Raw genomic sequence first — 12,787 nt, 5'->3', positions numbered from 1 at the left:
GATGGTCGCGAGATCACTCATGGTTGCAGTCGTCACCACCCTCCAGCAGGAAGGCGTCCGTGGCGAGCAGCGCGTCGGCGACCTCCGGCAGGGCGCAGCCCACGATCACGAAGTCGACGTCGAGCCCCGCCTTGGTGCGCTGGAACAGCAGCTCGTTGATGGCGGACCGGCACATCTCGCTGGTCTCGCAGAGGTGGAACTCCACCCGCTGCGGGGTGGTCGCCATGACCTCGCCCAGGATCCGCCGGAACTTGCCCAGTTCGGCGGCGTCGATCACGCCGCGGCAGCTGATGTGGGCGGTGCCGCCGTCGAACTCGCTGCGCATCCGCAGCCGCATCTGCGCGGGCTCCAGCTCCACCCGCACCCGCACCGGCTCGGAGCCCTCGGGCAGCCGCACGGTGAGGTCCTTGGCGTCGAAGTTCTGGTACGGCTGCCCGTCCACCCACACCCGGGTCAGCTCCGCCGAGCCGGCCGGCAGCAGGTCGGGCGCCACCCGCAGGACCCGCTCCGGCAGGTCGTCCGGGCGCGGCTTGAAGTGCAGGGTCACCGGGTCGTTGCCGAGCAGCAGACCGGTGTAGGTCGCCGCCAGGTAGCACAGCTCCAGCGCGTGGTAGCCCGCCATCGCGTGGCTGCCCTTGAGCCGCTCGGTGCCCAGCAGGTACGGGATGCCGTTGGCCAGCACGTTGAAGTAGACGCCGCCGTCCTCGTAGTCGAGGAAGTACGCGTTGTAGAACGACGCCGCCTCCCGGGCCAGCCGCAGGTGCTCGGGGTCGTCGGTGGTGCCGGCCAGGATGAGGTAGGCGAGGATCGCCTGCTCCTGCTGCCACCAGGCCTTGCGGTCGTGCCAGACCATCCGGTGGATGCCGCTGTCCGGGTCGGGCTTCCGCTCGACCACGTCGTACCAGCCGCTGCGCAGGCCGTCGCTGCCCACCGAGGGCATCAGCTCGGCGATCCGCTCCGCCGTGGCGAGGTACTCGGGCTTGTCGTGCAGGGCCTTGATGCGGGTCAGGTTCCAGGTGATCTTCAGGTTGTGGCCGACCACCGCGCGGTCCTGCTGCCAGCCCCAGGTGCGGTCCGGGCTCCAGTCGGCGTGGAACCGTTCCTGCACGAACGGGGAGTTGGGCTCGTCCGGGAACCGCTTGACGATCGTGTCCGCGGTTTCCTCCAGCAGGGCGGCGAAGTCCGCGCGGCCGGTCGCCAGGTAGGCGTTGATCAGGTACGCCGGGGCGTGGTCGCCGACCGAGTTCCAGTTCTTCCGGGACCGGTTGCGGCCCAGCGAGTCGGCGCCCGGGTCCAGGGCGATCGGGTCCAGGTGCGAGAAGAACCCGCCCTCGACCGGGTCGCGGAAGTACTTCTGGAACAGGGCGACCGTGCGGTCGATGTCGTTCAGGATCTTCGGGTCGCCGGTGATCCGGAAGGTCTGGGTAGGGCCGGCCAGCGCGTAGATCTGCTCGTACATCGGGATCGCGTCGTAGTCGTCGCCGAACTCCGAGGCGAAGACCGGGCGATGGCCGTTCGGCGTGATGTCGATGCCGTGGTACCAGTAGATGATCCCGTCCGCCTGGTCGTCCACCCGCATGTGCTCGCGCAGGTACTCGGTGCCGGACTGCGCCGCCTCCAGGAAGCGGTCCTCGCCGGTCAGCAGGTAGGCCGTGGCCAGCCCGTAGACCAGCCGGGAGATGGTGTCGGTCTCCTGCCGCACGTCCTGGCCGTGGAAGTCCGGCAGGTGGGTGCCGCTGAGGGTGAGGTGGGTGCGGAAGTTGCGCCAGTCGTAGTTCCCGTCCGGGAACTGGCCGCGCAGGTAGAAGTCGGCGATGGCGGCGGCCTGCTGCACCCACCAGTTCGGGTGCTCGAAGACGTACTGGCCGCGGCTCTCCTCCGGGAAGGTGATCTCCTTGGCGTCGAAGCGGGAGCCGCCCTCCCACTCGTAGAGGATCCCGTAGGCGAACAGGAACCGCCCCTCGGCCAGCATGTCGACGGTGTCGGCCGTGGTGTCGCGGTAGGGGTCGCCGAGGTTGCGGACGATGCGGGAGACGGCGTTGTGGGTCAGGTGGACCGTGAACTCACGCCCGTCCGGGCTGCGCAGGCCGAACATCCGCCGTGTGGGGCTGTAGTGGGTGACGTAACCCGCCAGGGTGTCGGAGGTGATACGTCGTCGGGAGAGTGCGCTCATCGTCGCGTGCCCTTCTCGTCAGGCAGGGCCGCCAGCAGCACGACGCTGCGGCCCTGTGCGTGATAGGTGGGACCGTCGACCGGTTCCTCCGCGCCGGGCGGGAGGATCTCGTGCGGGGCCGGCCGGGCCGTGTCCAGGACGCGGTGCCAGCGGTGGCCGGGGATCTCGGGCAGCTCGAAGTCGAGGCCCAGGTGGTACATGTTGAGCATCAGGTGCAGGTCCGGGTCACCGTCGAAACCGCCGTACGTGCAGGCCAGCACATGGGCGTCGGGGTTCTCCCAGCCCGGCTGGTTGAGTCGTGTGCCGTGCCAGGTGATGTCCGGAAGGAGACGGGGGTTGAGCCGCTCGGAGAAGAACTGCGGCTCCCGGAAGGTGCGGTAGCGCTTGCGCAGGCCGATCACACCGCGGGTGAACCCGAACGTCTCCTGCTCCGCGGCGGCCTGGTCCCAGTCGAGCCAGGAGAGCGGACCGTCCTGGCAGTAGCCGTTGTTGTTGCCGGCCTGGCTGTTGCGGAACTCGTCGCCGGCCAGCAGCATCGGGACGCCGCGGCTGAGCATGAGGATCGACAGCAGGTTCTTGATCTGCCGCAGCCGCAGCCCCTCGACCTCCGGGTCGTCCGTGGGCCCCTCGGCGCCGCAGTTCCAGCTGTAGTTCTCGTTCGTCCCGTCGGCGTCCGCCTCGCCGTTGGCGTGGTTGTGCTTGGTGTTGTAGCTGACCAGGTCGTTGAGGGTGAAGCCGTCGTGGCAGGTCACGAAGTTGATGCTGTTCGTGGGCAGTTCCTCCTGCGGCGCGAACAGGTCGGCCGAGCCGCCGAGCCGGGAGGCGACCTCGCCGGTGATGCCCGCGTCACCGCGCACGAACCGCCGTACGTCGTCCCGGAAGGGGCCGTTCCACTGGGCCCAGCGCTTCCCCGGGAAGCGGCCCACCTGGTAGAGGCCGCCGCCGTCCCAGGGCTCCGCGATGATCTTCGTCTCGGCCAGCACCTGGGAGAGCTCTATCGCCCACAGCGCGGGCGGCACCGCCATCTCGTAGCCCATCGGACCGCGCGACAGCTCCGAGGCGAGGTCGAAGCGGAAGCCGTCGACGTGGTGCTCGGAGACCCAGTACTCCAGGGACTCCAGGATGAACTTGGTGACGATCGGGTGGTTGGCGTTGACCGCGTTGCCGCACCCGGTGAAGTCCATGTAGTGGGAGCGGTCCTGCGGCCACAGGTGGTAGTACGCCTCGTTCGCCGCGCCCCGGAAACTGATCGTCGGCCCGAACTCGTTGCCCTCGCTGGTGTGGTTGAAGACCACGTCGAGGATGACCTCGATGCCCGCCTTGTGGAACGCCTTCACCATGTCGCGGAACTCGGTGATGTGGGTGGCGAGATGGGGACTCGCGCAGTAACCGGTGTGCGGGGCGAAGAACCCGTACGGGTCGTAGCCCCAGTAGTTGCGCAGCGGGGTCCCGTCCGGGCCGGTCCGCAGCACCTGGGTCTCGTCGAAGTCGAAGACCGGCAGCAGCTCCACGGCGGTGACGCCGAGCTCCTGAAGGTGCGGGATCTTGTCGATGACGGCCGAGAAGGTGCCCGGGTGGTCGGCCCCGGCCGTCGGGGAGGCGGTGAAGCCGCGGACGTGCATCTCGTAGATGACGGTGTCGGCCATGGGGGTGCGCAGCGGGGTGTCGCCCTCCCAGTCGTAGTCGTCCAGGTCGACCACCAGGCTGCGCATCGAGTACTCGACGTTGTCCCCGGGGCCGATCGCCCGGGTCCGCTCCCAGCGGCTGTTGACGTTGGCGCGGGCGTACGGGTCGAGCAGCACCTTGCGGTGGTCGAAGCGGCAGCCCCCGGAGACGGGGTCGCGCGGCCCGTCCATGCGGTAGGCGTAGACCTGACCGGCGCCCAGCCCCCGCACATGGCAGTGCCAGAAGTGGAAGCTGCGGTGCCGCTCGGGATGCAGCCGGATGGTCCGGTAGGGCTGGGGGCTGTCGCAGTGCTCGAAGAGCAGCAGGTCGACCCGGGTGGCGTGCTCGGAGAAGACCGAGAAGTTGACCCCTTCGGCGTCGACGGTGCTGCCCAGCGGCTGCGGGCGGCCCGGGGTGACCCCGGGCTGGACGGCGTCGAGGTCGTCGGGGGCCTGGTCGGCTGGCAGGGTCATGTACTCGTTCATGGCATCGTTCGTCGTGGTGGCGGTCGGGTGGTCCTGGGCCTCCGGCGGGGCGCTCATGCGAACACCGCCCGCAGGCCGGCCGGGGCGTCGGCGCGCAGCCCGGCGAAGAGCTCGTCCCAGGGCACCGGGCCGCCGGCCGGGCCGGCCTCGCTGCGCATCTCGAACGTCACGCCCCGCGCGGCGGGCGAGTTGAGCGCCCGTACACAGGCCTCGGCGACGTACGCGCGGGCCACGAAGCCGTCACCGGCGTCGCCCTGCTCCAGGTGCAGCACACCGTGACCGGGCTCGTCGGTCAGCCAGCCCGGCCGGATCACGGTGTAGGGCAGGCCCGAGGAGCGCACCGCGTCCTCGCCGGCCAGCCGCCAGTCGAGCATCCTGCCGTAGGCGTTCATGGGGTGGTCGCGGCGGGTGACGTGCCGCTGGCTGACGAGCACGAAGTGCCGGTCGGCGCCGGTGGTGTCCAGGGCGTCGAGGACGTGGCGGACCCCGCTGTGCAGGGTCGACTCCGGGCTGTCCGGGCCGGCCGCGTCGGTGCCCGGTTCCACGGCGTAGACGACGGCGGCGCACCCGTGCAGGGGGGTGCGGAGCGTCTCGGGGTCGCGTACGTCGGCGGTGAAGTACTGCGCCTGCGCGGGCATGTGCCGCCGGGCGCGCTGGGTGCTGCGGCCGATGACCCGGACGGTCTCGCCCCGGGCCAGCAACTGCCGGGTGACGAGCCGGCCGACTCGGCCGGTCCCTCCTATGACTGCGATCGGGCTGTCCATCGAGAAAACTCCCCAGGGCGGTAGCCGAGCCGGACGTGTGGCGTGCGGGAAGGAGCGGGCGGAGGCGCGAGGGCGCGGAAGGATCCGGTCAGATCCAGCGCAGGATGTCGTCGGAGCTGGTCAGGTGGGTGCCGGAGGGCAGGCCGGTGACGGCGGGGACCCGCAGCCGGGGGTAGACGCTCACCCCCGACAGCCGGGTGCCGGGGCGCAGGTCGGCGGCCTCGCCGATCGCCGAGTGGGCGAGCCGGACGGGGCTGTCGCGGGTGGAGTGCACCTGGGCCATGGGACCCACGTACGAGTCGGTGATCCGGGCGTACGGTCCGACGACGGCGCCGTCGCCGATCGCCGTCCGGCTCAGCCGGGCCCCTTCGTCGATGTCGACGTCGTCGCCGATGTCGGTGTGGCGCAGCTTGACGCCGGGGCCGATCTCGGCGTTGCGCCCGATGCGTACGGCGGGGCCGATCACCACGCTGCCTTCGGCGATCTTCTGGGCGAGGGTGGTGCCCTGCACGCTGTCCTTGGTGCGCAGGCTCGATTCGTGGATCCAGTACCGCGGCTCGGTGCTCACCGGTGCGCCCATGGCCCGGCTCATCCAGCGGTACCGGCCGCCCAGCACGTCCCCGAGGGTGGCCAGGTAGTCCGGGATGCTGCCCAGGTCGCCGAGCCGGTCGATGGGGGCGGCCGCGACCGGCAGGCCCCGCCGGACCAGCCAGGGCAGCAGGTCGCCGCCCCAGTCGAGGCGTTGCTGGGCGAGCCTGATCATCTCGGGGGTACGGGCCGCCAGCCGCAGCCGTCCGCAGTCGATCAGGTACATGCCGGCGTTGGTCGGCAGGGTGAAGCCGTTGCCCGGCAACGATGTCTCGGGGAAGAGGCCGTGGATGCGGTCCAGGCCGGGTTTCTCCAGGAAGCCGGAGACGGTGCCGTCCGCGGACGTCTGCATCACGCCGTACTTGCCGGCGATCTCCTCGGCCGTACGGGCGACGGAGGCGACGGTCACGACGGCGTCGGCGGCGTCGTGCGCCTCGGTCAGCCGGGGCAGCGAGAACTCGAACACGGAGTCGACCGGCATGACCAGGGTGCGGCCGGTCAGGTCCCACCGTTCGAGGTTGTGCAGGGTGGCGGCGCCCGAACCGACGTTGTAGCGGTCGAGCCGGGCCCGGGAGTAGTGGATCTCGACGCCGAACCGCTCGCCGCGGCCCAGCACGAGCTTGATCTGGCTGTGGTTCTCGGCGCCCTGGGCGACCACGTGGAAGCGGCGGATGCCCTGGTCCCGGCAGTTCTCGACCAGCCACTCGATGACGGGCCGGCCGGCGAACGGGATGAGCGCCTTGCTGCGGATGTAGTCCGAGGAGGCGAGGGTGAGCGGCTTGGCACGTTCCCCCCGGCCTCCGGCCAGGATGATCCCTGACGTCTCGTCCCCCATGACTGTCCTGCCTCCTCGGCTGACGAATCAACGCCATTCAGTCAACTGAGCCTGTCATTGAGAGTCAAGTAAAATGTAAAAAAAATGGGCAGAGGGGGGCTGTGGTGGGGGTCGGCGGCGCGTGAGACTACGGTGCTGAGCTGCTCTTACAGTGAGCACCTACGGATTTACTCAGGCAGTCAATTCAGTCGATCCGACTGTCAGGTTCCCTGTCATGTCCGGCCCGATCGGGTCACTTCAGCGCGTCGGGACAGGGGGTGCCCCGTGGCAGCTGGTAGGGCGCCGCCAGACGGTACGTCCCCGGCTTCGGGGCCAGGAGCATGGTCCACTTGTCGCCCTTGGCGTCCTCCGCCGTCTCCGTCAGGCAGCCGTTGACGTTGGTGTACGTCTTCGGCTCGCCGTCGGCCCGGTGCTTGGAGGCCTCGGTCTCCTGGGGAGCCTTCAGGCTCTTGCCGTCCGCGTCCACGATGCTCAGCCAGGGCGAGTACGGGATCCGGATCAGGATCCGCCCGGCCTTGCGGACCTCGATGGTCAGTTCGCCCTGCTCGGCGCTGTCCACCACCGCGTTGGGCTCGGCCAGCGGCACCGGGTCGGTCACCCGGAACAGCTGCCAGTTGGCGTCGCCCCAGATCTGCTTCAGGTACGGCATCCCGCGCTGCACCAGCGCCCGCTCGCGCTCCCCGCCGTCGCCGTCCGGTTCGTCCTTGGGCAGGACGACGAAGTGCACGGCCCAGCGCCGCAGCCACTCGTGGTAGTTCGCGGAGTTCAGGGTGTCGTCGTAGAAGAGCGGGTTGCGCTCCATGTCCGCCTGGCGGTTCCAGCCGCGGGCCAGGTTGACGTACGGGGCGAGCGCGGAGGCCTCGCGGTGCGAGCGGGCCGGGACCACCTCGACACGGCCCTTCTCGGCGCCGTCCTGCTGGAGCTGGTGGACCAGCGGGGCGAGCTCACGGGCCCAGGAGGCGGCCGGGGTGGTGTGCAGGATGTCGTCGACCGACTTGAAGCCGATCCAGCCGACGAAGCCGAGGAAGGCGAGGACCGTGGCGTAGTACCTGCGGGAGCGCGGGACCGTGTACGGCAGGGCCGCGATCAGGGTCGCGCCGGCGAACAGCATCGGCAGCCGCGAGATGTTCGAGCCGATCTGGGAGCTGACCAGCCACACCAGGACGACCCCGAGGCTGTACACGGCCGCCGTCAGCCGGACCGTCCTCCACTCCTTCGGCACCAGGAAGAGGCAGAGCAGGCCGTACGAGAGGGGCATGATCACCGAGCCGATGCCCATCGGCTGGGTGCCGGAGAACGGGAACAGCCAGGCGGAGACCGCCACCACGGCCGCGGGCGCGAGGCCCAGCGCCCAGGCGCCCGGACGGCGCTTCTGCAGGAACAGCGCGACCGCGACCAGGCCCACGAAGAGCCCGGCCACCGGCGACGACATGGTGGCCAGCGCGGCGGACGGCGCGGCCACGAGCGCCTTCGCCCACCTCTTGTGGCGCCAGCGGTACGGCCAGCAGAACACCGCGCCGACCGAGGCGAGCGCGAACATCGTGCCGAGCCCGAAGGTGACCCGCCCCGAGATGGCGTTGCACAGCAGCGCGAGCACCCCGGCCAGCGCCGCCCACAGGGGGTTGCGCACCGCCCGGCTGCGGATGAGGAGCAGTGCCAGCAGGCCGGCCGAGACGGTGCCGGCGAGCATCATCGTCGTACGGACGCCGATCAGCGACATCAGGTACGGCGACACCACGCTGTACGACACCGGGTGCATACCGCCGTACCACGCGAGGTTGTACGCCGAGTCCGGGTGCCGGCCGACGAACTCGGCCCAGGCGTCCTGCGCCGCGAGATCGCCGCCGCTGTTCGCGAAGGTGAAGAACCAGATGATGTGCAGGACGCCGGCGAGGACGGTGACCGACAGCACGGGGTGCTGCAGCAGCCGACGGCGCAGCGGTTCGGAGGCCCGCAGCAGCCTGCTGCCGGCCTCACGCTCCGTATGGTCCGCGTCCGCCGGCGGCACGGCTATTCGCGGGCCCGCTACCGGGCCCGGCTCGGCGTCGTCGGCGCGTGTCGGCTCCGCTGTGGCCACCTGAAGGCACTCCCCGTGTCCCGTCTTCTGTTCTCGGCCGTGTTCCACGGTGTTACCGGCCGCTTCCCGTCCAGTTCGCGGCCGTGTCCCGGCGACCGGCGACCTGCCCCGTTTCGTGACGCTAGCACGCACCCCGCCGCGGGGCCCCGGGGTGGGGCTCCATCAGCGGGGTGCGGTGACGGAATGCCGGTTATGGGTCAGCCGAGGCGGGTCAGCTTGCTCGCGAAGCCGGGCTCGGCCAGGTCCTCGCGCAGGGCGACCGGCACCCGGACGGCGGAACCGGAACCGTCACCCACGGTGAGGGTGCCGACCTTGGTGCCGGCCTTCGCGGTGTGCGGCACGTGGTCCGCCTGGAAGGACAGCCGCACCTTCAGCCCGGACCAGCCGACGGCGGTGACGTCCTCGGTCGCCACCACCGGGGTACGGCCGCCGAGCCCGTCGTCCACGTACCCGACGAGGGCGCCCTTCTTGTAGATCGTCGCCGACTCCAGCGCGCCCTGGGCGGCCCGGATCAGCTTGTCCCCGCCGTTCAGGGCGGCGGTGAGGATGCTGTTGTCCGGGGCGGCGCTGGCCGGCTGCCGGAGCACCGCGCCGATGATCGTGCGGGTCTCCCCGCCGACCGTCTTCTTCGCGGCGAAGACCAGGTTGCCGAGGGCCGAGGTGGTGGTGCCGGTCTTGATGCCGACGACGTCGTTCCGGCCGACCAGCTGGTTCCAGTTGCCGTGGTTGACACCCTTGTAGTCGTCGTACGACATCATCGCGGCGACCTCGCGGAAGGACGGCTCGCTCGCCATCGCGGCCTTCGCCAGCTTCACCTGGTCCACGGCGGTGGACACGGTGGAGTTCGTGAGCCCGGACGGGTCCGTGTACGTCGTGTCGGTCATGCCGAGCTGCTTCGCGGTGGCGTTCATCTTCGCCACGAACGCCTTCTCGGAACCGGCGTCCCAACGGGCCAGCAGGCGGGCCACGTTGTTGGCCGAGGCGATCAGGATGGACTCCAGGGCCTCGCGCTGGGTGATCGAGTCGCCTGCCGTCACGTCGACGGTCGACTCCTGGCCGGCGTTCGCCTGGTCCTGGGCCGCCTGGTCGATCTTGATCTTCGGGCCGGCGGCGCCGCTCTTCAGGGGGTGGTCGCGCAGGACGATGTACGCGGTCATCACCTTGGCGACGCTCGCGATCGGCACCGGCTTCCGGGCGCCGGAGGAGCCGAACGAGCCGATGCCCTGGACGTCGAGGGCGGCCTGGCCGTCGGCCGGCCAGGGGATGTCCACCTTGCCGCCGTCGAAGGTGTACGTGTCCTTCGCGGTGAGGTCGAGGGTGGGCTGGGGGAGCGGGCGCAGAGTCTGCACGACCGCAAAGACGATCAGCAGGACGATGACCAGCGGGGTCCAGATCTTGACCCGGCGGAAGAGGGTCCTGACCGGGGTCTCCGGCGGCGGGGGCGTGTTGGTCAGCTCGGCGAGCAGGTCCAGCGGGGGCTTCGGGGGAAGCGGCTGCTGGGTGGTGCGCTCGGGGCCGACCTGCGGCAGGACGGTGGTGCGGGTGGTGGAGGCGGCCTCGGGCTTCGCCCCCTCCTTCATGTCCGACTTGAGCGCGACGAACCTGCTGGTGCGCTCGGCGTCGGCCTCGGGGGTCCTGGGCTTCGCGCCGCCCAGCTTGAGGGTGGTGGTGGGCTGGTCGACCTGCGGGGGGCGGGGGGCCTTGAGCAGGGCGGTGGGCTGGTCGACGGCGGCCTCGGCTTCGCCTTCGCCGCCGTCCGTTTTCCCACCCGCACCACCCGTGCGGCCATCGTTGTCAGGCGCGGGTCGCCCCTTCGGCGCCTTCTCGCCGTCGGCGTCCGCACCACCGCCGCCAACAGCCCACTTCGGCCGACCAGCGGACTCACCCACCGCCTTCGGCTCGGCGTCCTGGGCCGCTGCTCGGGGCTTGGCGTCCTCGGGTTCGCCCGCCTCCTTCGCAGGCTTGGCGTCCTCGGGTTCGGCAGCGGTTGCCGATTCGCCCTCGGGGGCGGTGTCTTGGGGCTCGGGGGTGGTCTTCGGCTCGCTGCCGGGCTTGGCGTCCTGGGGTTCGCCCGCCGCGTTCGCAGGCTTGGCGTCCTCGGGTTCGGCAGCGGTTGCCGATTCGCCCTCGGGGGCGGTGTCTTGGGGCTCGGGGGTGGTCTTCGGCTCGCTGCCGGGCTTGGCGTCCTGGGGTTCGCCCGCCGCGTTCGCAGGCTTGGCGTCCTCGGGTTCGGCAGCGGTTGCCGATTCGCCCTCGGGGGCGGTGTCTTGGGGCTCGGCGGTGGTCTTCGGGTCGCTGCCGGGCTTGGCGTCCTGGGGTTCGGCCGCCGGCTTCGTCGGCTTGGCGTCTTCGGGTTCGCCCGCCGTCTTCGTCGGCTTGGCGTCTTCGGGCTCGGGCGCCGTCTTCGTCGGCTCGGCGTCCTGGGGTTCGGCCGCCGCCTTCGGCTTGGTGTCCGCCGGCTCGGGCGCCTCTTCCGGGGCGGCGTCCTCGGGCTGAGTCGGCGGCTTGGGTCCAGCCTCCTCGGATGCGCCGGTGGTTGCCGATTCGCCCTCGGGGGCGGTGTCTTGGGGCTCGGGGGTGGTCTTCGGGTCGCTGCCGGGCTTGGCGTCCTCGGGTTCGCCCGCCGCCTTCGGCTTGGTGTCCGCCGGCTCGGGCGCCGCTTCCGGGGCGGGCTCCTCGGCCTGAGTCGGCGGCTTCGGGTCGGTGTCGGGCTCGGTGGCCGCCGGTTCGTCGGTGGTCGCCTCGGGCGCCGCAGGGGGCTTGGCGGGCTGCTCCGGGGTCTCCTGGGGGTCCGCGGCGTCGGCGGGCGTCTCAGGGCCCTCCTCGGCCTCCGTGACCGCCTCGGCGGCATCCTCGCCCGTGCGCACCCACGTCGCCGCCGCGTCGCGCAACTGCGTGTCGTCGTCGCCGGATCCGCCGGACTCGCCTGTCTCGTCGGCCGTGTTGAGGTCCCGCACCGAGAACACCCGGGTCGCGGTGTCCACGCCGCCGGCGGTCTCCTTCTCGGCGGCCACCGCCAGCCGTGGGTCGCGTGCTTCGGGAACCGTACCCGCGCTCCCCGACGTCGGTTCCGCCGACGACTCGCGCTGCTTCGACCTGTCGGGGGACTCGCCCGCCACCGATGCCTCCTCCACGCTCCGCACGTTTCCGTGCGCTGTCCGAACCATGTACCAGTGTCCTGTGTGCGGGCTTAGCCCCTGCGGTAGACGAGAACGACATACCTGCCGGTTCCCTTACGAACCGGTCACGCACCCTCGACAGACCAATGTGAGAGGGGTCACCCTGTCATTCATCCACGCGGGGAGGCATGGATGGGCAGGAGCCGCAGAACACTTCCGGAGGAGCTTCTGCTGCTGGCACTGGACCCGGCCACGGGTACCACTGCACAGCCGCAGTCGCTCGACCTCGGTCTGGCCGGAGCACAGCTAGTAGAGCTGGCGCTGGCCGGACGGATAGCCCCAGACGGGGATCGTATCGCCGTGGTGCAGCCACGGCCGACTGGAGATCCGACTTTGGACTGTGCGTTGGAGTTGCTGCGAAGGCGCGGTGCTCCCGTACGGGCTGTTCACTGGATCGGCGGGCCGCGTCTCGGCCTTCGCCAGATCTATCTCGCGCATCTGGAACGCTGCGGCATGGTCGCCGCCGTCGCGGGTCAGATGTGCGGGGTGCTGCCGACCACTCGCTACCAGGCGACGGACAACGCCGTCACCCGGGAGATCCGTGGTCGGCTGGATTCGGCGATCCGCACCGGCGTACCGCCGGACCCGCGGACCGCGGCGCTCGCCGCCCTGGCCCACGCGGTCGGTCTCGGCAAGCACCTGTACCCGGGGAACGAGGGCCGATCCTCGCGCTCCAGGCTGCGGGACCTCATCCGGCACGACCCGATGGGCGGGCTCGTGGCCCACGCCGTCATGGACGTGCAGAACGGCGCGGCCGCCCAGCCGCGCCGCAACCCGGCCGCCCCGGCCGGCCGGCAGGCCGGACCGGGCACCAGGCCCGCCGCACCGGAACCCGCCCGCGGTGTTCCGATGCAACCGCGCCGCGGCGCGGGCGCGATGGCGCGAGCCGTGGTGCACTGAGCCGCAGTTCCACGGCAGCGACCCGCCGGCGAGAGCCGGCGACGCGACACCCCTGAGACCCGGTTCGGGAGCCGCTGGTCCGAGCGGGGCGGCGAGGCGCACGGTACGCGCATCGCCGCCC

General features: G+C 71.2%; 7 protein-coding genes. 1 reads left to right on the top strand and 6 read right to left on the bottom strand.

The window, feature by feature from the left end; translation table 11 throughout:
* Positions 1-13: 13 nt before the first annotated feature.
* The 6 genes from AB0M11_RS08755 to AB0M11_RS08730 all read right to left on the bottom strand — a co-directional run bounded on the left by AB0M11_RS08755 (position 14) and on the right by AB0M11_RS08730 (position 11,754).
* The gene (locus AB0M11_RS08755) at positions 14-2,173 is read right to left on the bottom strand and encodes an AGE family epimerase/isomerase (RefSeq protein ID WP_365702869.1); all 2,160 of its coding nucleotides are present in this window, start codon (positions 2,171-2,173) and stop codon (positions 14-16) included.
* Positions 2,170-4,311 (bottom strand): glycogen debranching protein GlgX, encoded by a 2,142-nt coding sequence (glgX, locus tag AB0M11_RS08750; RefSeq protein ID WP_365702900.1) that lies wholly within the window; start codon positions 4,309-4,311, stop codon positions 2,170-2,172. The genes AB0M11_RS08755 and glgX overlap by 4 nt, the downstream gene beginning before the upstream one ends.
* A gap of 65 nt (positions 4,312-4,376) precedes the next feature.
* Positions 4,377-5,087 carry an SDR family oxidoreductase gene (locus AB0M11_RS08745; RefSeq protein WP_365702867.1) on the bottom strand — a complete coding sequence of 237 codons (711 nt, stop codon included), beginning with the start codon at positions 5,085-5,087 and terminating at the stop codon, positions 4,377-4,379.
* Between the two features lie 88 nt (positions 5,088-5,175).
* The gene (locus tag AB0M11_RS08740) at positions 5,176-6,510 is read right to left on the bottom strand and encodes an NDP-sugar synthase (RefSeq protein ID WP_365702865.1); all 1,335 of its coding nucleotides are present in this window, start codon (positions 6,508-6,510) and stop codon (positions 5,176-5,178) included.
* Between the two features lie 232 nt (positions 6,511-6,742).
* Positions 6,743-8,587 carry an MFS transporter gene (locus AB0M11_RS08735; RefSeq protein ID WP_365702863.1) on the bottom strand — a complete coding sequence of 615 codons (1,845 nt, stop codon included), beginning with the start codon at positions 8,585-8,587 and terminating at the stop codon, positions 6,743-6,745.
* 197 nt (positions 8,588-8,784) lie between these two features.
* A complete protein-coding gene (locus AB0M11_RS08730) occupies positions 8,785-11,754 on the bottom strand; it encodes a D-alanyl-D-alanine carboxypeptidase (protein WP_365702861.1) in 2,970 nt (989 codons plus the stop codon).
* 144 nt (positions 11,755-11,898) lie between these two features.
* Between AB0M11_RS08730 and AB0M11_RS08725 the strand changes: the two genes are divergently transcribed.
* Entirely contained in the window at positions 11,899-12,666 is a 768-nt protein-coding gene (locus AB0M11_RS08725) for a GPP34 family phosphoprotein (protein WP_365702858.1), read from the top strand.
* The last annotated feature ends 121 nt before the right edge of the window (positions 12,667-12,787 follow it).

It is taken from the genome of Streptomyces sp. NPDC051987 (genome assembly GCF_040680735.1).
Classification (GTDB): Bacteria; Actinomycetota; Actinomycetes; order Streptomycetales; family Streptomycetaceae; genus Streptomyces.
Note: the sequence above shows the minus strand (reverse complement) of the source record. Positions and strands in the feature narration are given on the sequence as shown.